Genomic DNA, 23,991 nt, shown 5'->3' with positions numbered 1-23,991 from the left:
AATTTAGCGATATAGGCCAGATTTTTCAATGGACCCTATGCGCTCCGCGTGAACCGTGGCGCAAATCCCCGCCTAGTCAGGCAAATTCTCCGCCGCCGCCACCCTTGAGAGCGCCAATTGACTGTCTTCGATGACTTTCACCTCGCGCTGCGGGAAGGGGATGGAAATGTCGTTTTCCTTGAACGCATCCCAAAGCGCCAGATAGACATTGCCGCGAATGTTGGTCAGCCCGCCGGTCGGATCCTTGATCCAGAAGCGCAGGATGTAATCCACCGACGAATCGCCAAAGCCGACGATGTGACAGACCGGCGCCTTGTAGCTCAGCACCCGGTCGACGCCTTTGGCCGCATCGACCGCCAGTTTGCGCACCACATGCGGATCGTCGGAATAGGCCGTGCCAAAATAGATATCGAGGCGCACAAAGTCATTGGAATGCGACCAGTTCACCACTTGTCCGGTGATCAGGTCTTCGTTCGGGATCAGGTATTCTTTGCCGTCCCGCGTGACCACAGAGGCATAGCGCGCGCCGAGCGTTTGGATCCAGCCGAAGGTCTCACCCAGGCTGATCACATCGCCGGGCTTGATCGACTTATCCAGCAGGATGATCACGCCCGAGACGAGGTTCGACACGACCTTTTGCAGACCGAAACCAAGGCCCACACCGATCGCACCCGAGAGCACCGCCAGCCCCGTCAGATCAATCCCCACGGCTCGCACCCCGATGAAGAACGCCAGACCATAGAGTAGGATCTGCACCCCCTTCACGGCCAGCACCTGCATGGAAGGGCTGATGTCTTCGTTCTTACGGATCGTCGCAGCAGTTGTCGTGCTGGCAAGCCGCGCCATGGTCAGCAACGCGCCGACCACCACCAAAGCCGTCAGGACGGTCAATACCGACAGCCGGAACTCCCCAATCGTCAGCGCCACGTCATCCAGAAACACCGCCACATCGTCCGCGACATTCAGCATGTAGAGCGTGGCATAGATCCACAGCCCCCATGTCACCATGCGCCGCAGGGGTCGGTTGCGCACCAGACGCGCGGCAAAGGCGATGCCGACATAGATTGCCGCCAAGGTCGCCGCCAAGCCGATAAGATAAGACCGCGACGGCCAAGTGATATTCTGCATCACCTGATACAAAATCCCGGCCAGCAGCGCGAACCAGATCAGCCCCAGCCGTCGCTTGACCTGCACCACCACCCGCAACTGCCACTTGGACCACCCTTCGCGCGAGCGGACCCAGTTTTGCAGCATCACGCCGGTGACCCGATGCAGGATCCACGCCAGCGCAACCAAGGCCAGCAAGATCAAAATCTGGTTCTGCCGCCACCCGGGGCTCAGGACGCTTTCACCAAAGCCGAGGACCCCATCAAACAAAGCCTGAAGCGATAGAAGGAAGTTCGAGAAAGGGTGGGACTCAGGGATCATGTACGGCCTTTGCAACTCAGGGAGATCACGGTTGCACAGGCTCCTCGCTAGAGCAAGAACCGCCGCGCGACCAGCCCCGCACACCGCCCCACGATGCCACCTTGCGAGACTCGCTCAGGGTCTATATCCAAGGCCCCATGATACTGGTGTTTGATCTTTGCGACCGTGCGCGTCTGCGCGAACGCTTTTTCGGCGCGACGCATAGCGTTCTGGCCCGACTATAAGCCAGCCCTCTCAGCCACACCCATAGCCATTCCAAACCACGGGAGAGGACCATCATGTCCCCCAAGACGCTTTACGATAAAATCTGGGACGCCCATGTCGTCCACGAAGCCGATGACGGCACTTGCTTGCTTTATATCGATCGTCACCTCGTCCACGAAGTGACCAGCCCGCAGGCCTTTGAAGGGCTGCGCATGTCGGGCCGCACCGTGCGCGCGCCGGACAAGACCATCGCCGTGCCGGATCACAACGTGCCAACCACCGAAGGCCGCGAAGACCCCGCCGCGATGACCGAAGACAGCCGCATTCAGGTCTCTGCGTTGGATAAGAACGCGCGCGAGTTCGGCGTGCACTACTACCCCGTCTCGGACGTGCGCCAAGGCATCGTGCATATCGTCGGCCCCGAGCAGGGCTGGACCCTGCCCGGCATGACCGTCGTCTGCGGCGACAGCCACACCGCGACCCACGGCGCTTTCGGCGCGCTGGCCCACGGCATCGGCACCTCCGAGGTTGAGCACGTTCTCGCCACCCAGACGCTGATCCAGCGCAAGGGCAAGAACATGAAGGTCGAGATCACCGGCAAGCTGCGGCCCGGCGTCACGGCCAAGGACATCACCCTTTCCGTCATCGGCACCACCGGCACCGCGGGCGGCACCGGCTATGTCATCGAATATTGCGGCGAAGCGATCCGCGACCTGTCGATGGAAGGCCGCATGACCGTCTGCAACATGGCGATCGAAGGCGGCGCGCGCGCGGGCCTTATCGCACCTGACGAAAAGACTTTTGAGTATTGCAAAGGCCGCCCCCACGCTCCGAAAGGCGCACAATGGGAAGCGGCGATGGACTGGTGGAAAACGCTCTACTCCGACGACGACGCCCACTTCGACAAGGTCGTCACGCTCAAGGGCGAAGACATCGCACCAGTCGTTACATGGGGCACCTCGCCCGAAGACGTGCTGCCGATCACTTCGGTCGTCCCTGCGCCTGAGGACTTCAAAGGCGGCAAGGTTGATGCGGTGAAACGTGCGCTGGAATATATGGATCTGAAGCCCGGCCAAAAACTGACCGACATCCAGATCGACACCGTCTTTATCGGCTCCTGCACCAATGGCCGCATCGAAGACCTGCGCGCCGCCGCTGCGGTGCTGAAGGGCAAGAAGATCAAGGACGGGCTGCGCGCCATGGTCGTGCCCGGCTCGGGCCTTGTGCGCGCACAGGCCGAGGAAGAAGGACTGGCGGACATCTTCCGCGAGGCCGGTTTCGAATGGCGTCTTGCAGGCTGCTCGATGTGTCTGGCGATGAACCCCGACCAGCTTGCCCCCGGCGAACGCTGCGCGGCCACATCGAACCGGAACTTTGAGGGGCGTCAGGGCTATAAAGGGCGCACGCATCTCGTATCGCCCGGCATGGCCGCGGCGGCTGCTCTCACCGGTCATTTGACCGACGTGCGCGAATTGGCGTGACCGACCGGGGCGTGGATACCGGGCGCGTTGCGCAGGGCTCAGTCGGCCTTGCGCAACTCGCTGCCAGACTTCAGCACTTCGCTGCCGTCGTCCTGTTCTATCTTATAAGCCGGTTCGTCATCACTCGCTTTGCGGGTCACCTCGCTGCCCTGCAGCTTCAGCGTGATCTTCTGCGTGTATTTCTTGACGATCTTGCCGGTCCCGGTGCCATTGCCCCAGTCCCATTCCACTTTCGTGCCGGTTTGGTACGTCATGCCATGCCCTCCTGATACCCCATTTGCTTAGAACGCGCCGCTCAGCAGCGCGGTTCCCGCACTCTCCGAAGGATACCCCGATGGAAAAGTTTACAGAAATCACCGGCACCGCGGCTCCCATGCCGCTGGTGAACATCGACACCGACATGATCATCCCCAAGGTCTTTCTCAAAACGATCAAACGCTCCGGCCTTGGCGTGAACCTGTTCGACGAAATGCGCTATGACCGCGAAGGCAACGAAATCCCCGATTTCGTGCTGAACCAACCGCAATACCGCGACGCGCAAATCCTCGTCGCAGGCGACAACTTTGGCTGCGGCTCTTCGCGCGAACACGCGCCTTGGGCGATCAAGGATTTCGGCATCCGCTGTGTCATCGCGCCCAGCTTTGCGGACATCTTTCACAACAACTGCTTCAAGAACGGCATCCTGCCCATCGTCCTTCCGCAAGAGCAGGTCGATGTGCTGATGAAGGACGCCGAAAAAGGCTCAAACGCGCGGATGACCATTGATTTGGAAGGCCAGACTGTCACCACTTCGGACGGTGAGAAGTTCCCCTTCGAAGTCGATGCCTTCAAAAAGCACTGCCTGCTCAACGGTCTGGACGACATTGGCCTGACGCTTGAAAAGGGCACGGCGATCGACACCTATGAGGATTCGCTCAACCAGAGCCGTCCTTGGGTCTAAGGGCCATTTCTAAACTCAACTTGTGGGCGTAAATCCAGCGCCCACAAGATGTTGCGGCCTGCCATCAACCTGCCACGGAATTGATGCAAGAACGCACCACCCTTTCCCTCAAAATACCCCAGAACCCTGCTCTTCTCCACACGGAGCCTTGAGGCGCGCGCGGAAAGAAGGCAAAAATTGGACAATAATGAGGCGAGCCCCAGCAACCGGGGCCATCAAGTTGGAACAAGCACGCGGCAATGTATCGCGTCTGGCCAGTTTGGAAGGGCAGAGCAGTGATCGGACGAATGACAGGCGCGGCGACGCGTGGCCTATTGGTGGCGCTATTGATAGCCGCACCTGCGCTCCTTTTGCCGGGTGCCGATGCGGAGTCGAGCCAGATCACCGTGCTTCTCGCCTGTATCGCGTCGATTTTGACCTTCATGGAATACAACTCGCGCCAACCGAGCATCGTCGAATTTCGCGATGCGCCACCCTTCAATCGGCTGCGCTTCATCAGCCTGCTGTTCACCATCGTCGTTCTGTCGCTGATCGCACGGGGCCAAGCGGCACCCACCCTGCTGACAGGCGCACTGACCTCGCTCGGCGTGATCTTGGGCAACGCGCTTGATTTTCCCTATTCTCCGGTGCGGCTGGTGGTGCTGATGATGCCCGCCGATGCCCCCTATGAGGCGGTCAATCTGATCCGCACGGCAGCGGGGCTGGCCTACCTCGTTTCGCTCATCGCATTGGCGACCTTCGTGGTGCTGGTGCGGGTCATGGGCTGGCCCGCCCGCCAAGGCGCCTTTAACGTCTGGGTGAATCTGCCGCTCTTTGACCCAACCGCCGGGGGCGACGTGCTTTACCGTCTGCAACGCGATGCACGGATCAACATCGCGCTTGGGTTCTTGTTGCCCTTCATCATCCCCGCAGTGGTCAAGGCCACCGCCGATCTGCTAGATCCGATCTCACTGAGCAATCCGCAAACCATGATCTGGACAATAAGCGCATGGGCATTCCTTCCGGCCAGTATGATTATGCGGGGCATCGCCATGGGGCGCGTGGCCGAGATGATCCACGACAAACGCCGCCGCGCCTACGCCGAAGCGCATATGCAGGCCGCCTGATCAGACTGCTGCTGGCGTTTTTCCTGCTGACTGGTTTCGCACAGGCCGAGCCGCTGCGCATCGCCACCTTCAACACCGAATTGTCACGCAAAGGGCCGGGCATTCTGCTGCGCGACATCCTGCGCGGCGATGACCCAAGCATCGCTTCGGTGGTGCAAACCATCGCCGCCGCCGATCCCGATATCATCGCCCTCCAAGGCATCGACTATGACCTCGAACGCAGCGCCCTCAACGCTCTTGCCGACGCCCTCACCGCTGCCGGTGCGCCCTACCCCCACCGTTTCGCCGCGCCGCCCAATGCAGGCCGTCAAAGCGGTGCGGACCTCGACGCAGACGGCAAACGCGGTGGCCCCCGCGACGCGCAAGGTTACGGCCGTTTCTTTGGCCAAGGCGCGATGGCCATCCTCACGCGCTACCCGATCATGACGGCGCAGCTCCAAGACTTCAGCACCCTCCTCTGGCGCGACCTCCCCGGATCACTTTACCCGATCATCGACGGCGCCCCCTTCGCCGGAACCGAGGCGCACGCCGCGCAGCGCCTGTCGTCCAACAGCCACTGGTCCCTGCCTGTCCAACTGCCCAACGGCCCCATCACCCTGCTGACATACCACGCCACCCCGCCTGTCTTCGACGGCCCCGAAGACCGCAACGACCGACGCAACCACGATGAAACGGCCTTCTGGTCTCACCACCTTGCCGGAGTGATCGGCACCCCGCCCCAAGATGCTTTCATTCTCCTCGGCGATGCCAACCTTGATCCTACGCGCGGTGAAGGACGCGGTGACGCCATCGCCAGGCTGCTCGCTCACCCCACCTTGCAAGACCCGCTGCCCGACCAATCTACAGTCGACTGGTCGCAAACCGGCCCGATGCGCGTCGACTACATCCTGCCCTCTCGCGACTGGCAGGTGCTCGACGCTGGCCTGATCTGGCCCAAGGGGGAAGACGCCAGCCGCCATGCGCTGGTCTGGGTCGACCTCACCCGCTGACGCGCCGCTATCTTGACCCTTCGGAACCCGCAGGCTACCCAATCTCCAACCGTATTTTCAGGAGTTTCCCATGGCCAACCCATCCTTGCTCATCCTCCCCGGCGACGGCATCGGCCCCGAGGTTATGGCGCAGGTCACGCGCATCATCGATTGGTTCGGCGAAAAGCGCGATCTGGCCTTCGACGTAGAGCATGATCTGGTCGGCGGTGCCGCCTATGACAAACACGGCACACCCCTGCACGACGACACGATGGCACGCGCCCTCGAAGTCGACGCGGTGCTTCTGGGCGCCGTCGGCGGCCCGAAATACGACGATCTCGATTTCTCCGTGAAACCCGAGCGCGGCCTCTTGCGCCTGCGCAAAGAGATGGACCTCTTCTCCAACCTGCGCCCGGCGCAATGCTTTGACGCGCTGGCCGATTTCTCCTCGCTGAAAAAAGACATCGTCGCGGGCCTCGACATCATGATCGTGCGCGAGCTGACCTCCGGCGTCTACTTCGGTGAACCGCGCGGCATCTTCGAGGAAGGCAACGAGCGCGTCGGCATCAACACGCAGCGCTACACCGAAAGCGAGATCGAACGCGTCGCCCGCTCCGCCTTTGAACTCGCCCGCCGCCGCGGCAACAAAGTCTGCTCCATGGAAAAAGCCAATGTCATGGAAAGCGGCATCCTGTGGCGCGAAGTCACCCAACGGGTGCGCGATGCCGAATACCCCGATGTCGAACTCAGCCATATGTACGCCGACAACGGCGCCATGCAACTGGTCCGGGCCCCCAAACAATTCGACGTCATCGTCACCGATAACCTCTTCGGCGACATCCTCAGCGACTGCGCCGCCATGCTCACGGGCAGCCTCGGCATGCTGCCCTCCGCCAGCCTCGGCGCGCCCAATGTCGATGGCCGGCCCAAAGCCCTCTACGAGCCCGTCCACGGCTCCGCCCCCGACATCGCGGGCCAAGGCAAAGCCAACCCGATCGCCTGTATCCTCAGCTTCGCCATGGCGCTGCGCTATTCCTTCGACCAAGGCGAAGAAGCCGCGCGCCTGGAAAAAGCCGTCGAACAGGCACTGGCCGACGGCGCCCGCACCCCCGATCTGATGGGCCCCGAAGGCGGCACCCCCATCACGACCGAGGAAATGGGCAACGCGATCCTCAAAGCGCTCGACGCGAGCCTCTAAAGAACCGCGGCGGGGTTCACGCCCCGCCGCTTCCCCCTTCATTCTTTCTCAAATACCCGCGGGGGAGCAGCCAAAGGCTGCGGGGGCAGCGCCCCCAACTGCGCCCGATCTCCCCATCCGCACCGCAAAATCCCTACAACTGACCAATTGCCAATTACGCCACGCTGCGCTATGCGCTGCACATCGGTCGGGCTGTAGCGCAGCCTGGTAGCGCACCTGCTTCGGGAGCAGGGGGTCGGAGGTTCGAATCCTCTCAGCCCGACCAGATATCCCCCTGACACCAGCCTACGCCCAAACCTCGGCGCGCCCCGATCCGCTTAGCCGTAGACCTTGATCAACATCCAAATCCCCATGCCCAGCATCATGACGTTCTCGGTGAGCGAGACGAACCCAAGCGGCACATTACTTGAACCGCCCACACAGGCGCATTTCAACTCGCGTTTGTCGACATAGACCGCCTTGATCACCGACACCGCGCCGATCGCGCCGATGACAATCGCGACGGGGGCCGACAGCCATGTCAGCGCACCGGCTGTCATCAAGATACCGGCCAGCGCCTCGCCAAAGGGGTAGACCTTGCCATAGGGCACCCAACGCTGCGCCAGCAGGTCGTAGTTCAGGAACATCGTCGAAAAGCTCTCGATGTCCTGCAACTTCTGTACGGCGAGGAAACACATCGAGATCGAGATGAACCATTCAAACGCCCGCAGGGTGAAGATGCTGTCGAAGGCGTACCAAGAAAGGCCCAGTGCCATCAAGAAGGCGACGCCGAAAATAGCGATGACGGGCTGATAGCTGGTGTCCGACTGCTCTTCTTTGGGCTTGTCCAGACCGAAATGCACACGCAGATCGTCATAGCCGCCTATCCGCTCACCGTCGATGAAGGTCTGTGGCGTGGTTTCCACACCTTCTTTCGCCATGAAGGCGTCGGTCTCTTCGCGCGTCGTCAGGTGGTGATCTTCGACGAGATAGCCCTGCCGCTCCAGCAGGTCTTTAGACTTCAACCCAAAGGGACAGAGGTGCTGCTCCATCACCATGCGGTAAAGCTTTGCGGTCTTGTCCTGTCCTTCGGCCATCCTAGCCTCCTATTGTTTTTCCAAACGACGTGTCTGGGGAAGGAACAAGTTTCCAGCGCAGGAGAGTTCCGCAAAAGCGCTACTTTGCGCCACCGGGAACGGCCCTTGCGGGCATACATCCCCCGAGGCGTAAGGTTTCGTGACCTTCAGGTCACCTTGCCAAGATGCGCGGCGGGGATCGTCACGGTCCAGGTCAGCGCGTCTTCACTGGTCACCGTATCCGCTGAGCCATCGACCATGGCGGGGGCCAATACGGAAAGCACCTTGCTGCCAAAGCCGGACGCTTTTTTGGCGGAGGGATCAAATGTGATGCCGGTCTCGACCCACTGGAAGCGCAGACCGCCCTGTTCGGTGTGCGACCAATGGCACCGGATATCGCCGCCCCCGCCACTCATCACACCGTATTTGGTAGAATTCGTCGCCAGTTCGTGCAGCGCCATGCCGATCAGCTGCAATGCCTGCGGCCCCAAAGCGACGGTGGGGCCTGCCACATCCACCCCCTTGCCTTGCAGATGCAAGAAGGGGTCCAATTGCGCCCGGACCAGCTGAGCAAGGTCCACGGAGGACCATCCACCATCGACCAGCAAATCGGTTGAACGGGCCAGCGCCTGAATACGGTCCCCGAAGGATTTATTGAACTCCGCCAGAGAGGCCGCCGAACTCGCCGTTTGCCGCTGCATCGCCGTCACCAAAGACAGCATGTTCTTGGCGCGGTGGATGACCTCCCGCGAGACAAGATCGCGCACCTCTTCGGCTTTGCGCGTCGCGGTCACATCGTGGTGGATGTTCGAGATCGAAACGATATCCCCCGACAGCGTCCGGATGGGCGTGCAGGCGATTGTGACATGCCGCTCGGTGCCGTCCTTGGCGACCCGCACCGCATCGAACTGGCGCAGCTTACCCGCCATAATCTGATCGCGATATTCAAGCACCCGTGTCGGCCAATCCGGCGGATACAAAAGCTCGACCGACCGGCCCAATGCCTCCTCTTCGGTATAGCCATAAAGCCGCTCGGCGGCGGGGTTCCAGCTGATGATACGGCCATCCATATCATAGGTCAGGATCGCTTCGCCCGTGGTGGCGACGAGGGCGGCAAAGGTTTCAGCACGCACATGGGCACGCTCGATATCGTCATGGGCCATGCGGCGCGTGGTGACATTGCGGTGCTGCAACAGCAGGCAGGGCGCGCCTTGGATTGTCATGCGGTTGGCGTTCAGTTGAAACCAGCGCCGCACGCCCGGCCCATCACAGGGGTATTCCCCCTCAAAGGCGGCACCGGTTCTTAATGCCTGTCGCAGCCCGTCCAAAACGATTTCCGCCTGCACCACGGAATCCATCACCGCCGCTTTGCAGATGTCAAAGTAATTGGCCCCGACATAATGCGACCCGGCGTCCCCGCCGTTCTCTTCGCAAAAGATCTTCCACGCCATATTTACCGCGACAATCTCGCCGGTGGCGTCAAGGATGACCACTTCGTCGGTCATCGCCTCGATCAATTCATAATGGCTGGCGTCAAGCGTGACGCTTTGGCTGCTTTTCAACATATCCTCACCTTAGCGCGGATTCGGACTTGTCTAAAGTTAACTTAGGTTTAATCGTAAAGGCCAAATCCCATATTTTAACGGGCTCCGACCGCGCCCCTCCTGCCCTATGCCTGCGACCCGGCGCCGCTGCTCGGAAGGCTTGCAATCTGTGAAAATTCTGAAATAAGCCCCGCCATCCGGTCGCAGCCTACCCGGACATCAAAACAAGGGCCCCAGAATGAAAACACTTGTCATCTGCTCAGGCGGACTCGATTCCGTGTCGCTTGCGCATATCACCGCCGCTGAGCATCACCTCACCCGGCTTGTCTCTTTTGACTATGGTCAACGCCACCGCAAGGAGGTCGACTTCGCCGAAGCCGCCGCCAAACGGCTTGGCGTGCCGTTCCACCTGATCGACATGCGCGGCATCGGTGCTGCGCTGTCAGGCTCCGCCCTGACCGATGATATCGACGTGCCCGATGGGCATTACGCCGAAGACACGATGAAGATCACCGTCGTGCCAAACCGCAATGCGATCATGCTGTCGATCGGCTTTGGCATCGCGGCAGCGCAAGGCGATGAGGCCGTGGCGACCGCCGTGCATGGTGGCGACCACTTCATTTATCCTGACTGCCGCCCCGGCTTCACCCGCGCCTTCGACGCAATGCAGCAGGCCGCACTCGACGGCTATGCCAATGTGCGCCTGCGCACGCCCTTCGTCGAGCAAAGCAAGGCCGAGATCGTCCGCCAAGGCGCGCGCCATGCCACGCCTTTCGCCGAGACCTGGTCTTGCTACAAAGGCGGCGCGGTCCATTGCGGGCGCTGCGGCACCTGTGTCGAGCGGCGCGAAGCCTTTCATTTGGCCGAGGTCACCGACCCGACGGTCTATGCCGACCCGGACTATTGGACCACGGCCCTCGCCACACGAGGGGAAGGCTGATGTTCCGTATTCGCAAGGAATTCCACTTCTCCGCCAGCCACCAGTTGACCCACCTGCCCGACGACCACCAATGCGCGCGGCTGCATGGGCACAACTATATCGTCGTGGTCGAACTGGCCGCCGAGACGCTCAATGCCGACGGTTTCGTGCGCGATTATCACGACCTGAAGCCGCTCAAGACCTATATCGACGATCACTTTGACCACCGGCATCTGAACGATGTTCTCGACGGCCCCTCCACGGCCGAGAACATGGCAAAGCACTTCCACGATTGGTGCGCAGCGCGTTGGCCGGAAACCTGCGCGGTGCTGGTCAGCGAGACCCCCAAGACATGGGCGGAATACCGGCCATGAGCCTGCGCATAGCCGAGATTTTCGGCCCCACCATTCAGGGCGAAGGCGCGCTGATCGGGGAGCCGACGGTATTCGTTCGCGCGGGCGGCTGTGACTATCGGTGTAGCTGGTGCGACAGTCTGCACGCCGTCGACAGCCAATACCGCCATAGCTGGGCCCCCATGTCGACCGAGGATATCTGGCGCCGGATCCGCAAACTCTCCAAGGATCAACCGCTGACCGTCTCCCTTTCCGGTGGCAACCCGGCAATTCAGGATTTCGGTTCGCTGATCCGGATGGGGCAGGCCGCGGGATACCGTTTCGCCTGCGAGACCCAAGGCTCCGTCGCGCGCCCGTGGTTTGCCGATCTTGATACGCTGGTGCTCTCTCCCAAACCGCCCTCAAGCGGTGAGACTGTCGATTGGGATGCCTTCGACGCTTGCCGGGCCTTCGGCGCTCAGGCGCGCCAACAGGTGATGAAGATCGTGATCTTCGATGAGATCGACTACCACTGGGCCCGCGAAGTGCATGCGCATCACCCCGATATCCCGCTCTACCTCCAGCCCGGCAATCCCGAGGTTGACCCCGCCACGCCCGTTGACCCGCAGGCGCTGGCCGACCGTCTGGGTTGGCTGACCGACCTTGCCATGACCGATCACTGGTTCGCCCCCCGCATCCTGCCGCAGCTTCATGTCCTGATCTGGGGCAACAAGCGCGGCGTCTGACCGATGGAGACACCTATGTCCGAAGACATCTACAGCAATCTCAAGCAACTTGGCGGTGAGACCCGCATTCCCGCCAGCCCCGAAGAGGCCGAGTTGGAGCGGGTGCCGAACCCGCAGGCCGATGTCGCCTATAACGTGCGTTTCACCGCGCCCGAGTTCACCTCGCTCTGTCCGATGACCGGCCAGCCGGACTTTGCCCACCTGGTGATCGACTATGTGCCCGGCCCGTGGCTGGTGGAATCCAAATCGCTCAAACTCTTCCTGACCTCGTTCCGCAATCACGGCGCTTTCCATGAGGATTGCACGGTCTCCATTGCGCGCCGCTTGGCCGATTTCCTTGATCCGCAATGGCTGCGGATCGGCGGCTATTGGTATCCGCGCGGCGGCATTCCCATCGATGTGTTCTGGCAGACCGGCCCCCTGCCCGAAGGCGTCTGGATCCCCGATCAGGGCGTGCCGCCCTACCGGGGCCGTGGCTGAGCGGGCACCGCCAACCCCACCCTCACCCCCAGTGCCTTCGGGGCGCGCGACCCCCTGCGCGCCCCTGTTTTCGTGAAAACCGTGTGTTTTAGATCACATTCTCTTTAACAACGGCCTTCTTCCTTGAACCTCCGGCGGGGAAAGGCCGTTAGTCTTTCATACACGCATACGACCCTGCCCTGCGCAGAGAGGTCAACCACGGAGCGACCACATGCTGACAAGACGTCATTTCATCCAGACCACCACAGCGCTTTTTTCCGGCGCGATTGCCACTCCTTTGATGGCACGCACCCGCCCCAGCGAAGCGGAGAAAGCCGCATGGGACGCGCGGATCACCCCGACAGGGTTTGACCCGGCGACCAGCAACCCTTGGGGCGTCCACCCGCGTTTCCTGCCTCAGCGGGTTGTGGCGAACGACAATCTGCGCGTCGGTGATGTCCACGTTGATGCCGTGGCGCGCTATGTCTACCATATCGAAGAAGGCGGCACCGCGATGCGCTATGGCGTGGCGATTGCGCGCGGCAACCTTTATGAGCCGGGCACCTATACGATCAAGCGCAAGGTGGAATGGCCGCATTGGACCCCCACTCAAAACATGATCAAGCGCGATCCCGAGCTTTACGCGGGCCTCGAAGACGGCGTGCCCCCCGGCCCTGAGAACCCCCTCGGTTCGCGGGCGCTTTATCTATTCGAAGGCAACCGTGACACCTATCTGCGCATCCACGGCACACCCGAGCCGCGCAGCATTGGTGGGCGGGCCAGCTCTGGCTGTGTGCGGATGATTATGGCGCATATTAACCAACTCTACCCGAATGTGCGGACCGGCTCGACGGCCTATCTCTATTCGGCAGAAGAAAGCGTCGTCGCGCGCAGCTAAGCCGCGACGCAGGACGGGGACCGCGAACAGGCGGTCCCCGCTCTCATTAGGCTTGGCGTTTGGTGCAGATCGGATTGCCGCCCACCGCCCGCAGCGGTACCATCGCCGTCTCAACCGGACCGCTGTGCTGATACCAATAGCAGCCATCTTCGGGCAGCAAACGCGCCGTGGACAGGTCTTGGTTCGGCGCGGCAAGGCGCACCACCGACTCTGGCAGATTGCCCACCCGTTCCGACCCGCCATCTGGCGCGGTCGCGGGCACCGTACATCCGGCAACAGCCAGCAAGGCCGCCCCGATCACAAAAGTTCCTGTTTTCATCAAAGCCTCTGCCATTCCTGATTATATCCCCGCGCAATCTGACAGACCGGTTGGGGATTTCAAGCAACAACGGGGTGAATGAGGCAGATGTTGGCATCGTGCCAACGAAAGTGGATGTCTGCGCAAAGTGAAAAATTCCAAAAGGTCTGATGCCGTATATAAACGATATATCAATAGATTACGCCGCCATAAAAACGAATCAAAAAGACATAGCCTGCGCAAGGAACCGATAGTCTGCGCAAACTTTTTTGGATTTTTTCGATGTTCGCTGGGCTGTCCTATCGCACGACAAAGCCCGCCTCAGAGAGGCGGGCTTTGAAGCCTTAATCATCAGATCAAAACGAAGCTAGTCGGCAAGGGCCTTCTTGAAGGGATGATCTTTCCGGTACAGCGTCTTGTAACCACTGTGGGTGAACGGAGTTGCCACCCTTGAGACCTCGGTTTTTCCTACCCACCAATCCGTAAAATGATCCCGCATCAGGGTGTTCGCTACGGTGACCGCCGCTTCCCCGACCGCACCTTCTGTTACCTCTATTAAGAGCCCCCATCGATAAGCCGAAGCTGCGACCAAGCGGTCGAAAAAGTCCTGCGACATTAGGTCAGGGTCAACGTTCGTTTCCGCCCTAAGTGCGTAGCTGCCCACGATTTCATGAATGGTCCGGTAGTCGTCCGGGATATTGATATCGTTGAAACGAATGCGGTGAAGCATCCGATGGAGCTGAGGCTCCATCTCGATGTAGTCGTTCAAGTCCGGAACACCTGAAAAGATCAGCATCAAGGGCCAGTCATGAGATTTCATCAAAGTCTTGAAGAAGTCGAGAACCGCGAACCGGTCTGCATCACTCTTCTCGCGAAAGATATGCTGTGCTTCATCAAAATGAATGCCGATGACACCGGCGAGCTTGGCTTCCCGAACGACAATATCCCAGTTTTCACTCTGCGTCAGTCTTGCCTTAGAGCTCACAGGATAGCCAATGGCAGCGGCGGTTGCCTTACCGAGATCTTTCCAGGTCCCAATTCCCTTCAAAACGCACTCCGCGAAACGCGCACCCGACCCGTCGGGAAGCACGATCTTGTCCGCGTTGAACTGGCAGATCAGCGCACCGATTTCAGTGGTCTTACCAGTGCCGGAAGGTCCGGTCACGAGAAGCCCTTCAGTTTCGAAGCGCCCCCCACCGATCAAATGCCCCAAATGAGCGCTGAAGACCCGGGCGAAGTCAGCCTTCAGTTTTGCAGCACGTACCAAGGGATATACCTTGCTGGCCGTATTGGCGGCAGCATCCCGATACGCCTCGACGATGAACTCGCTCATACCTTACTCTCCGTGATGGGACTGAACATGGGCTTAGTGTTGGCCTCCAACTCCTCGAAGTCCTTGGACACCGGCGGCGCTTCTGCCTCCGTGGAAGAAGTTTCAGGCGGTGGATCCGTCGGTTCCTCTGCCGGGGCTGGCACAGCGTGGCACGGACCCGAATGACCAGAGCGTTCCATGATGTTTCCTGGTCCTGATGTCTCCATCGACCGGGACAAGGGCGCCAGTTCCACATGGGCCATTTCGGCTGCATCTTTGCGGATCTTGTCGATTGTGGCGTAAGAGGACGGCAAATTGGAATCTGGGAAAAAGCCAGACTCACGAACCCTGCGCTGACGCGCTTCAGCAAGATGCTGTCTATGCAGAGAGCGCAATTCCGGGTTCGCCTCGATCGCAGCGCGCTTCACAGCCATGGCTTCGTCCAATGTCAAATCTGCGAAGATTGTCATCGACAAATTAGCGATAATCTTTTCTTTCTTTCCCTGAGGCAGGACGGTGACATGACGAAGGTCATCCGGATTTAGCAATACCGTACATTTCTTGCTTGCGCCCCCCGCGAACGATTGCAGGGCCGAGGAGTTGTAAGGGATGCCAAAGATCTTGATACCTTCGGATGTTGTAGATGCTTGTCCTTCCACGCCCAGATGTAAACGCAACTGTTCTGGATCGGGCGGTTCGATACCGTTGGTCCGAGCGGAAACCTCTTCGAACTTCTGCCAAGGGGTTGCACCGAACATGCCGGTCCCATTGTGCGGTGTGTAAGGATACTCATCGATAAAATAACGGGTGATGATCCCCATCAGGGCGTCAGGCGTGATCTCCGCATTCTTTTTGCCGTCATAACCGTTCAATTCGCCCGGCCTACTACCGGTATAGCCGGGCAAGAAGTTCAGGACCTTCCACTGTAGCGTCCCAAACATCCGTTCCACATAGGCATTGTCAGTGGAATTGTATGCCCGGCCGGTCATGACCGCAGTGCCAAGCCCGAGCTGGCTCGCGTAAATATTCGCGTTACGCGTGGCCGTGCCGTTGTCAGACTTTACCAGCGCCAAGCTTACCGGCGGTGCTGGCTCCCGGTTACAACCATAACGGACCTTTTCGCGGAATTTATCCCGCAATGCCATGCGGAGAAGTTTTTCCTGATGGTCCCCATCAGCCGATTCAGCAAGGAGCCAAGCCAGAGGCATTCTCGTGGCCAAATCTAGCATGAAGAACAACCAGAGCCGTCTAATTTCCCCTTCCTCAAGTGGGTCCTGCGCTTTCGTACGATCGATCCTTTTGACCCTAACGTTGCCCTTCGCGTCGGTGAAGATTGACAAGAGGTATTGATCAGTTGGACAGGTCTCGCCGTATTTCAGAGCGCGAACGTCCGTTGTTCCTGCGCCAAACTTGTTCTGCGCGTGACGTTTTCCGTTGCGCCCCACTTCTTTCGTCGCAGGGGATTCCTGGCTCAGCCGTGTGCGGATCGTAGTGATCGACGGAAATTTGAAGCCCCACAAAATGTCATGTTCCGAAAGCTTGAACTCGTCTGTCGCACCCTCATAAAGCCGCGCAAGCTTCGGCTGCTCTTTTTTGAAGTAGAGGTTCATGACATAATCGACAAAACGCTCGTGCATGGGGCACAGACGTTCCCTTTTATCTTCTGGCGGGCCTTTCCGGTGATGCCTGCGCATCAAGACAACCGGCTCGCGCCAGAACCTGATAAAAGTGTTGCGCATTTCTTGAAGTACGCGGCCTGTGGGTAAGGAGTGCGGGCGCTTTGCACTCCCGATGTATGCGCCGTGAAGAAGATGCGGGTTATTGGTTAGCGTTTTTGCCATGTCACGAAGGCGCTGCCGAACATCTCGCCGGCTAAGATACCGTTGGGTAAGTTTCTTACCCTCAGCTTCCAAGGCTTCCATAGCGTGTACGAGCCCTAGGCGCGCATGCACATCGCGCTGCTCATCCGCAGTAAGCTGCGAAACCTTCTCAAAACCGCCTGTATAGGCGCGAAGCGCTTTGCGGCGCTCGGCCATCACTGGCGTAATGACCTTGCCGTCTCCAACAGTCAGGGCATCATTGATCCGCTGAAACGGCAAAACCATACATTCACCGTCCTCGAGACCCTCCACGGCATATCCGTCGGCCTCTTTGCCGACCACACGCCAGCGCCGCCGCTCCAGCACCAATTCGGAGCCTTGTGGGATCCTGTATTTTACGGCAGCAGACATTAGGCGAGCCAGATCCGGGAGTATTCGCAGATAACAGCATGCAGATTCGCCTTGATTACCCCTTGCCCAACATGCCGAAGAACTGCGTTGAACGCACGCGCCGAGGTTACTTCGCACTGGGCCAAAAGTTCGCGCATCAGCCAATACCCACCCCTGCGAGCACGGTCGAGGACATGTGCGTCGGCTTCTTGATCAACGATCTCAGTCGCCCTGTAGATACGAAGAAGATTGTCCCGGTAGGCGCGCGTGTAGCGATCGCCATTTACGACCCTTTTGTCGTCCGCAAAGCAGGCCGGAGTGGCTTCGAAAATCGCCTTGATCTCTTCCTTGGTCTTCTCTCCTGCGAGGCTGTCACTATAGCGGACATACACTGCACGCCTAAAGCCGTCCCTGAAAGTAATGCGCAGATCGAAGCTATGCTCTCTTAGCTTGCCTTTACGGATGCGATAGTTGACTGGCGGAAGCTGCACCTCAAGACCATAGAGATCGGGCGAAAGGAGCGCTTCGATCCCGACCGCCATTTCGCGCTGACCGTCAAAGTGGTAAACTTTGCGCTGTCCTTTCGTGGCGGGCGTTGCGAACGTCATGGACACGCGGGAAGCCGAGCTGCTGCGGGTCAGCGGATTGCGATAACCATCGTAGGCCCAGACACCGTGGATCCGATTCACTTTCAGTGCGGGCATTTTTTTCTGCTCGCCTGTCGATGTGTCCCATTCGAGAGGATACGGCATGACTTCTCCGTTCTCATTCGCTCATGCGAGTGAGGTTTTGAGTTTAGATTTACGGGGTTTGATCGCAGTCGCCTGAACTTTTTGAAGTTCTTCCTAGGCAAAATTACGCGGCCAACAGCCCAATTCTAGCGGTGCAATTTCCGGTGCGCATGATCACGCGGGACCAGACTTTCATTTGTTTTCCAACCGCAGGCTGCGGTTAGGCAGGAACCGTTCATGCCTAAGCGATTCGAGTCAAATATTATTTTATTACAACACATTAGCTTTCTTTCACTCCTTCGAAAATCGCAAGCCAGAATGCCATGTCCCCGTCTGTCATGGCCGTCATCTTCATCACTCGGCCCAGCTTTCCCTGCGCCTTATGAAGGTGAATTAGGATTTGATTTTCATGAATGAAAGCTCGCGACAGCGTTAAGCTGTGGACGGAGTATCTACTTTACTCAATTCCAAGCTCTCGCCAGCGGCGCCGCTGCATCTCGCGTTCCAAAAGTAGCAGGTGAGTATCAGTCCCAAACACCATATCTTGGGGTAGGCGTGGAAAAATAACGCAGATGCAGCGCCCAAGCAGGCCGCCATGAAACTTCGCCAAGTCCGCGGATAATTTAGACCGAAGTTTTATGGCAGTCGCATAGGCCATGCCATGCTTGTCTTGGAGCATACGCAAAGTGGGCATGTCGTTGCGTTGCCGATATTGGATAATCTCTTCGGCGAGCCCGAAATAGAATTTCAGGCCCCGATGGCTCCCGTGCAGTTCGGTCCCTGATTTCAGGCTGAACTGCTTCTTACCCTGCATTCCCCAGGTGGCGTGTCGTTTGAGGTGAAGATCGCCTGTATCCGATCGCTAGACAAGGATTTTCTGCCGCAAGCGGCACCTGCGGTCGCGCAGACTGCTGGATCTGGACGGATCAGACCGCGAAGCCGCTGTTTCCTTGCCCAGGGGCGGCGTTTTTCAGCGCAGCGGACAGATCTGTCCAGCCGCTTTCGTTCAGTTTGAGCGTGGATCGCGATCATGCGCATAGCGGTGGCGCTCGCAATCGGCGGATAGCGGCGAGGATGGCGCGTACCATCGTGCCGGTGACAGCGACCTCGGCCAGCTGGAAGGTGATGGTGCGGGCGTGACGGACCACACGTGCCCCGATCTTGATCAGCTTCAGTTGCAGGCTGGTCAACGACCAGTCGGCCATGGCTTCGGGCAGCTCGATGCAGCGCAAGAAGGTGGCCAGGTTGTACGCCAGGGCGTGCAGTTGCAGCCGCACCTCATTGTCGCGGAACTTCCGGCACGACAGCCGCGTCCAGCGAAAGGCGTATTTGCCCTCTTTGATGTGCTGCTCGGCGGTGCCGCGCTGGTTGTAGAACCGCACCACCCAGTCCGGCTCCATCGGCAGGTTGGTGACGATGAAGCCGACACGCGGGAACAGTTCGCCCGGATGCCATTCGATCTTGGCGATCACCCGGCGTTCCTTGTCCCAGGACGCCGCCTGATACTCGAATTCCTCGAAGAACCGCTTGACCTTGGTCAGTGACGGCCGCCCGACAGGGCGCGTTAGCCGATGCGCGATCTTGTCCTTGAGGACCGCGTTTGCGGGCAGCCGGATGGCGTAGAAGAACCGCGCTTCTTCCAATCGCTCATAGATCGCCGGGATCGCGTAGGCAGCATCGGCCCGGAAGAACCTGCCACCAAGGTCGCGCTCCGCGTAGCGCGCAATGACGGGGTCGAGAACATCACGCCAGCCATCGGCGCTGTGGACGTTGCCATGGCGCAGGGCGCAGCGTTCCAGCATCCCGAACTGGTTGAACAGAAAGTTGGGGTGATAGCAGCTACAGTCGAAATGGCCATTCCAGGCGGACCCTTCCTGGTCGCCATGGGTCGGGCTGACCGAGCTGTCCATGTCCAGAACGATGTACTTCAGCCCGTTACGGTCATGGAACCGGTCGATCCATTGCCCGTTCAGGTCGGCCAGCGCGGCACGGTTCCCGGCCAGAGCCAGCGTCTCGGTCTCGAACCGTCCCATCTGCGATGCCGAGGCCGCTTGTGCATCGACCGCTCTGCCGCCGACAACTTGGCGCATGACCGGATCGCAGGCGAGACGGTTGGCGTCGTTGACATCCTCGTATCCGGCCAGCCGCCCAAAGACTGATTGCCGGAACAGGCCGTCGAGCCGATGGACCGTGTTCTTGCCAGAGCGAGTATCGCGCAGCGCCGCTGACGCCAAATCGGACAACCCGAGCGCGTCATCAAGCTCGCGCATCACCAGAAGGCCGCCGTCGGAACTGAGCTGCGTGCCGCGAAATTCCAGCCGCACGCGAGGGTCGAAATCCACCCGATCTGCCCGTTGCAAGCCCGCACCCTCTGGGTGATCCATGAAACGCGCCCCTCGCAGCCTTCAACACCATGTTTTATATAGGAAATATAATGGTCAGGACAGCGAAATCAGCGCCTTACTTGGGAAATGTGGGCTTACATTTTCGGCAGACCTGGAGTTTTCGCAGATCCAAAAAATTTACATTTTGATGGAAGCACCTTGGGCACACCGGTCCATCTGGCCACCGGACCTGATACAACCGAGCTTCGCAAGCCGCCTCAGTCGGAAAGGTAGTGTCGAGACCGACCGAAGGCAGTCCTAGATACAGTGAAACCCAGTGTATCCGTTCTAATGTGTAGCTTTCGAATAAGCCTGAAGTCATGGGTGAGCGATACACAGCCGACAGGCGCAACTGAATACGCTAAATAGAGCGCAACCGTTGACCTGCCTCTGCCTGCCGACTCGCCTGATGCCAAACGTAGAAATTTAAGACCCAGGCGCTTAGTGTAAGAGGTTGACCAACTGAGGACGCTAGACTTAGCAAGCACAGCCAAAGGATACGTACGCTGCCTACTTCGATCGTTGCAAAACCTAAGCCTCAACCTCGTGAAGGAATTGTATCGTTCGTGTCGCGCACAGCGGGCATGCGGGGCTTATCGCTTTCTGGCTTCTGCAGTGAATTGGGTTTGTCTCTCAAAAAACTGATCAAGTTCGATGATCGTCAGACAAAAGCTATCGCCAAGATCTTTGACCTCCCAGGTCAGGAGATACAAGAAATGATGTCTTGGACGCCGCAGCCCACAGCCGGTGTTCAGGTCTGTTTTAGGGGGGAGGAGTTCGTATCTCGCGCCCTCATCAATCCTGTAGTCAGAGGTTGTCCGGCCTGCCTTAGGGAAGATCTAAAATCTTGCCCCGCAGCGCCTCAGAGTCAAATGGTCATGCGGGGAGACTGGCAGGTGCGGTACGTGGAAGTTTGCCTGCGCCATAGCCAGCCTCTTGTTCCGCTCTGGAAAATCGCATCGCCATTGGCACGATATGATTTCGCCACACACCTTCATAGTATTGCGGATGACGTCATATCAGGAGGTTTGGACCGGCCACGCCATCAAATCTCAAGCTATGACCAGTGGCTGGATGACCGGCTTTCTTCTGGCGCAGACCCGACATGGCTCGCTACGCAGCCTACCGATACGGCTGCTCGGTTCTGCCAACTGCTAGTGCTCTGAGTCTGACACTTCCTACCTGTTTCCGCGAGTTTCATCGAGCTTGTCCAGCGCGCGACGTTCCCGGGTGAGGATATCCTCTGCGGTTTTGGTCCATTTGAAGGGCCTTGGCTTCTCGTTGTGGTGGGCCAGATAGTCGTAGATCGCGGCCTCAAGATCATCGACGCTGGAATAGCTGCCGCGCCGGATGCGCCTTGATGTGATCTCGGCAAAGAAGCGCTCCACCAGGTTCAGCCATGACGCGCTGGTGGGCGTGAAGTGCAGCTTGAAGCGCGGATGCTTTTCGAGCCAGGCCTTTACCTCAGGCGTCTTGTGGGTGGCGTAGTTGTCGAGCACCAGATGCACATCGCGCCGCGTGGGCACAGCCTTGTCGATCTGTCGGAGGAATTTCAGGAACTCCTGCGCACGATGGCGTGGCATGCAATCGCCAATGACGGTGCCTGATTTCACATCCAGCGCAGCAAACAGCGTGGTCGTGCCATGGCGTTTGTAATCGTGCGTTACGGTCGCGGCACGGCCCTTCTTGAGCGGCAGTCCGGGCTGGGTGCGATCCAGCGCCTGGATCTGGGATTTCTCATCGACGCAGAGCACCACGGCACGGTCTGGCGGGTCGAGGTAGAGCCCGACGATATCGGTGACCTTCTCCTCGAACTTTGGGTCGTTCGAGACCTTGAACCCCTTCGTGAGATGCGGCTTCAAGCCAGCTTCTGCCCAGATGCGGCCGACGCTCGACGGCGAGATGCCCATGGCTTCGGCCATTAGCGCGCGGCTCCAGTGCGTTGCATTGGGCGGGGTTTCCTGCACCGTCTTGGCGATCACCTTCAGCCTTGTTTCCACGGGCAAAGGCGGCACCCGCGAGGGTCGCGTCTTGTCACGCTTGAGACCGGCCACGCCCTCATCGAGATACCGCTGCTGCCAGCGCCAGACCGTGGGTTTCGACGTGCCCGCGCGTCGCATAATCTCGAACGTGCCATGACCGTCCGCTGTGGCCAGGACGATCTCGGCCCGCCAGACAAGCTTGCGCGCAGTGTTGCGGTTGCTGATCAGGGCTTGAAGCTCAGTACGGTCGGCGGGGCCAAGGTAAAGGCAGATGTCATGGCGTCTCATGCCTCAAATATGGCACATCACGTTGCCGATGGGAATCTCCTGTCAGGTGGAGAACACTAGGTGGCGAAATGGTAAGGGCCAAGTTGGGTGGAACAGATGGTGGCCGACCTGCGAGGGCTTTGGGATTCGATTGTGCGCGCGCCGGTCCGGATGGACTGTCCCAAATTCTACTAGAGCTAGCGAGCACAGCGGAAGGACCGCAGTTCAGTCCAAAAAGGGCTTTCGGCCGACTTTACCGTTGGCTGGCACACGACATGGCAAACGATACAAGGTGTGATCCATATCGCGATATCCTGCGTGAGGTCATATTCCAAACTTGGGCCGTACCGGCAGACGAACCCATTCTGGGAAAGTCTCTATCGGCCCCAAGGCTTTACTCTGTCCTTACTGCGGCAGATGAGCTTGGCAGGTCCGCGAAAACTACGCGACGAATGCTAGAGCATTTCGGCACTGTGGATCCCGAGGATAATCGACCTGACGCCCGCCTAACCTTCCTTGCAAAGCTTGCGCAGCCGGCTTTTGCTCGAGCAAGGCGTCTCGTCGTGGCGAAGAGTATGAGGCAACAACTCGGTGTCTCTGTGGGTCAGTTCGAGATCCTTGTAGATAAGAAAGTTCTCGAACCGGCAGTGCCTCAATCGGTTTCGAAACTGCAATGGGATATTGCTGACGCCGACGCTCTGCTCGGCGATCTGACTAAAGATGCCGTCACCGTAAAAGGTACTGACGCGGACTGGCTGCCTTTGGGTGTTGCCGCCGCACGTGCGCGCGTGGATATTGCCCACGCCATCGATGCGGCACGAGAAGGAGTGATCAAAGTCGCACTGAAAGATGGCCTCGTTGGATATGCTGCCATTTGCGTACGGCAAAGCGATATAAACAAATTGCAAGAAAAGCCGCCGGAACTCAGAAACTTGGGTGCATTTGCAAAAGAGATAGGGCTACATAACAGCGGCGCGCTGACCGCTCTTTTCAATGCAGGTCACATCAAGGCAACTAAGCTCTTTAATCCGCTAACCCGCCGCCATGGGCTATACGTGACCGATGCCGATATTTCGGCATTCCACGCGAAGTTCACGACGCCTAAACTGCTGTCGATCCGCGAGAAGATGGATAGCCGGTTGATCGCACGCAAGCTTAGAAACGCTGGGATTTCGCGCTTTGCGCCAGGTGGTAGAAATTTCGGCCCCGTCTATCTTGCAGATGATGTCAAGAAAGCCTGTTCCGTTGACACATCGCGAGAGAGATCTGATTAACGCTTTGAAGCGACTGACCTCTGAGCGTTAGATGCCCCCCGGAACTGCATAGCCCTGTCGCCCAGACCAATGGGGCGAAATCCGCGAAGTGCCGCGTTTAGATATACCTACTCGCAAAGCCATCGTGCCGACCGGATAGCGAAGCGATCACCAACCCGCACTCCATGTCGAAAGGTGCCTTAGGGCTGCAAACGGCTCTTAGCATGTGTAGTTGGGCTGTTATGCAAATCGCAGAGGATGTTTGATCCCTATTAC

General features: G+C 59.1%; 24 protein-coding genes and 1 tRNA gene. 13 read left to right on the top strand and 12 right to left on the bottom strand.

What is annotated here, in order from left to right:
- Positions 1–72: 72 nt before the first annotated feature.
- Positions 73–1,428 (bottom strand): mechanosensitive ion channel family protein, encoded by a 1,356-nt coding sequence (locus tag T8A63_RS01545; RefSeq protein WP_322344793.1) that lies wholly within the window; start codon positions 1,426–1,428, stop codon positions 73–75.
- A 278-nt stretch (positions 1,429–1,706) separates the two neighbouring features.
- Here T8A63_RS01545 and leuC point away from each other — a divergent pair, with 278 nt between their 5' ends.
- The gene (gene leuC / locus T8A63_RS01540) at positions 1,707–3,113 is read left to right on the top strand and encodes a 3-isopropylmalate dehydratase large subunit (RefSeq protein ID WP_322344792.1); all 1,407 of its coding nucleotides are present in this window, start codon (positions 1,707–1,709) and stop codon (positions 3,111–3,113) included.
- A 38-nt stretch (positions 3,114–3,151) separates the two neighbouring features.
- On the opposite strand, the gene T8A63_RS01535 is transcribed toward leuC, so the two are convergent.
- Positions 3,152–3,367 (bottom strand): DUF2945 domain-containing protein, encoded by a 216-nt coding sequence (locus T8A63_RS01535; RefSeq protein WP_067631101.1) that lies wholly within the window; start codon positions 3,365–3,367, stop codon positions 3,152–3,154.
- Positions 3,368–3,447: 80 nt separating this feature from the next.
- Here T8A63_RS01535 and leuD point away from each other — a divergent pair, with 80 nt between their 5' ends.
- The 5 genes from leuD to T8A63_RS01510 all read left to right on the top strand — a co-directional run bounded on the left by leuD (position 3,448) and on the right by T8A63_RS01510 (position 7,590).
- The gene (leuD, locus tag T8A63_RS01530) at positions 3,448–4,053 is read left to right on the top strand and encodes a 3-isopropylmalate dehydratase small subunit (protein ID WP_120349936.1); all 606 of its coding nucleotides are present in this window, start codon (positions 3,448–3,450) and stop codon (positions 4,051–4,053) included.
- Positions 4,054–4,328: 275 nt separating this feature from the next.
- The gene (locus tag T8A63_RS01525; protein WP_300054205.1) at positions 4,329–5,159 is read left to right on the top strand and encodes a hypothetical protein; all 831 of its coding nucleotides are present in this window, start codon (positions 4,329–4,331) and stop codon (positions 5,157–5,159) included.
- The gene (locus T8A63_RS01520; protein ID WP_322344791.1) at positions 5,042–6,148 is read left to right on the top strand and encodes an endonuclease/exonuclease/phosphatase family protein; all 1,107 of its coding nucleotides are present in this window, start codon (positions 5,042–5,044) and stop codon (positions 6,146–6,148) included. The genes T8A63_RS01525 and T8A63_RS01520 overlap by 118 nt, the downstream gene beginning before the upstream one ends.
- Before the next feature lie 70 nt (positions 6,149–6,218).
- Positions 6,219–7,325 (top strand): 3-isopropylmalate dehydrogenase, encoded by a 1,107-nt coding sequence (gene leuB / locus T8A63_RS01515; protein ID WP_322344790.1) that lies wholly within the window; start codon positions 6,219–6,221, stop codon positions 7,323–7,325.
- 188 nt (positions 7,326–7,513) lie between these two features.
- A tRNA-Pro gene (locus T8A63_RS01510) sits at positions 7,514–7,590 on the top strand.
- A 52-nt stretch (positions 7,591–7,642) separates the two neighbouring features.
- Here T8A63_RS01510 and T8A63_RS01505 read toward each other — a convergent pair.
- Together T8A63_RS01505 and T8A63_RS01500 are read right to left on the bottom strand one after the other, a co-directional pair.
- Positions 7,643–8,401 carry a glutaredoxin gene (locus tag T8A63_RS01505; protein WP_322344789.1) on the bottom strand — a complete coding sequence of 253 codons (759 nt, stop codon included), beginning with the start codon at positions 8,399–8,401 and terminating at the stop codon, positions 7,643–7,645.
- Between the two features lie 146 nt (positions 8,402–8,547).
- Complete coding sequence (locus tag T8A63_RS01500) at positions 8,548–9,945, bottom strand: PAS domain S-box protein (RefSeq protein ID WP_322344788.1); 1,398 nt, start codon at positions 9,943–9,945, stop codon at positions 8,548–8,550.
- 217 nt (positions 9,946–10,162) lie between these two features.
- Between T8A63_RS01500 and queC the strand changes: the two genes are divergently transcribed.
- The 5 genes from queC to T8A63_RS01475 all read left to right on the top strand — a co-directional run bounded on the left by queC (position 10,163) and on the right by T8A63_RS01475 (position 13,278).
- A complete protein-coding gene (queC, locus tag T8A63_RS01495) occupies positions 10,163–10,864 on the top strand; it encodes a 7-cyano-7-deazaguanine synthase QueC (RefSeq protein WP_322344787.1) in 702 nt (233 codons plus the stop codon).
- A complete protein-coding gene (queD, locus tag T8A63_RS01490; RefSeq protein WP_067939230.1) occupies positions 10,864–11,217 on the top strand; it encodes a 6-carboxytetrahydropterin synthase QueD in 354 nt (117 codons plus the stop codon). The genes queC and queD overlap by 1 nt, the downstream gene beginning before the upstream one ends.
- Positions 11,214–11,921, top strand: a complete 708-nt coding sequence (queE, locus tag T8A63_RS01485) for a 7-carboxy-7-deazaguanine synthase QueE (RefSeq protein ID WP_322344786.1) — start codon at positions 11,214–11,216, stop codon at positions 11,919–11,921. The genes queD and queE overlap by 4 nt, the downstream gene beginning before the upstream one ends.
- A 15-nt stretch (positions 11,922–11,936) precedes the next feature.
- Positions 11,937–12,401 (top strand): preQ(1) synthase, encoded by a 465-nt coding sequence (queF, locus tag T8A63_RS01480; protein ID WP_067624216.1) that lies wholly within the window; start codon positions 11,937–11,939, stop codon positions 12,399–12,401.
- 211 nt (positions 12,402–12,612) lie between these two features.
- Positions 12,613–13,278, top strand: a complete 666-nt coding sequence (locus T8A63_RS01475) for a L,D-transpeptidase (protein ID WP_067624211.1) — start codon at positions 12,613–12,615, stop codon at positions 13,276–13,278.
- Between the two features lie 46 nt (positions 13,279–13,324).
- Here T8A63_RS01475 and T8A63_RS01470 read toward each other — a convergent pair whose 3' ends face one another.
- The 7 genes from T8A63_RS01470 to T8A63_RS22380 form a co-directional block, all read right to left on the bottom strand.
- Complete coding sequence (locus T8A63_RS01470; protein WP_322344785.1) at positions 13,325–13,597, bottom strand: hypothetical protein; 273 nt, start codon at positions 13,595–13,597, stop codon at positions 13,325–13,327.
- Between the two features lie 346 nt (positions 13,598–13,943).
- Positions 13,944–14,909, bottom strand: a complete 966-nt coding sequence (locus T8A63_RS01465; RefSeq protein WP_322344784.1) for an AAA family ATPase — start codon at positions 14,907–14,909, stop codon at positions 13,944–13,946.
- The gene (locus T8A63_RS01460; protein WP_322344783.1) at positions 14,906–17,119 is read right to left on the bottom strand and encodes a hypothetical protein; all 2,214 of its coding nucleotides are present in this window, start codon (positions 17,117–17,119) and stop codon (positions 14,906–14,908) included. The genes T8A63_RS01465 and T8A63_RS01460 overlap by 4 nt, the downstream gene beginning before the upstream one ends.
- Entirely contained in the window at positions 17,119–17,850 is a 732-nt protein-coding gene (locus tag T8A63_RS01455) for a hypothetical protein (RefSeq protein WP_322344782.1), read from the bottom strand. Before T8A63_RS01455 ends, T8A63_RS01460 begins: the two co-directional genes overlap by 1 nt.
- Before the next feature lie 436 nt (positions 17,851–18,286).
- Positions 18,287–18,643, bottom strand: a complete 357-nt coding sequence (locus T8A63_RS01450) for a hypothetical protein (RefSeq protein ID WP_322344781.1) — start codon at positions 18,641–18,643, stop codon at positions 18,287–18,289.
- Positions 18,644–18,857: 214 nt separating this feature from the next.
- Complete coding sequence (locus T8A63_RS01445; RefSeq protein ID WP_006473457.1) at positions 18,858–20,213, bottom strand: IS1380-like element IS1247 family transposase; 1,356 nt, start codon at positions 20,211–20,213, stop codon at positions 18,858–18,860.
- A 76-nt stretch (positions 20,214–20,289) separates the two neighbouring features.
- Positions 20,290–20,535 (bottom strand): transposase, encoded by a 246-nt coding sequence (locus T8A63_RS22380; protein ID WP_416153241.1) that lies wholly within the window; start codon positions 20,533–20,535, stop codon positions 20,290–20,292.
- A gap of 175 nt (positions 20,536–20,710) precedes the next feature.
- Here T8A63_RS22380 and T8A63_RS22375 point away from each other — a divergent pair, with 175 nt between their 5' ends.
- The gene (locus tag T8A63_RS22375) at positions 20,711–21,379 is read left to right on the top strand and encodes a TniQ family protein (RefSeq protein WP_416153240.1); all 669 of its coding nucleotides are present in this window, start codon (positions 20,711–20,713) and stop codon (positions 21,377–21,379) included.
- A gap of 12 nt (positions 21,380–21,391) precedes the next feature.
- Here the strand turns inward: T8A63_RS22375 and T8A63_RS01440 are convergent, their stop codons facing one another.
- The gene (locus T8A63_RS01440) at positions 21,392–22,483 is read right to left on the bottom strand and encodes an IS630 family transposase (RefSeq protein ID WP_067931132.1); all 1,092 of its coding nucleotides are present in this window, start codon (positions 22,481–22,483) and stop codon (positions 21,392–21,394) included.
- A gap of 554 nt (positions 22,484–23,037) precedes the next feature.
- Between T8A63_RS01440 and T8A63_RS01435 the strand changes: the two genes are divergently transcribed.
- Positions 23,038–23,736, top strand: coding sequence for a hypothetical protein (locus T8A63_RS01435; RefSeq protein ID WP_236629141.1), 699 nt, complete (start codon positions 23,038–23,040; stop codon positions 23,734–23,736).
- Positions 23,737–23,991 lie beyond the last annotated feature (255 nt).

The sequence above is a fragment of the Sulfitobacter sp. OXR-159 genome (genome assembly GCF_034377145.1).
GTDB lineage: Bacteria > Pseudomonadota > Alphaproteobacteria > Rhodobacterales > Rhodobacteraceae > Sulfitobacter.
This window is presented reverse-complemented; position numbering and strand designations above follow the sequence as displayed.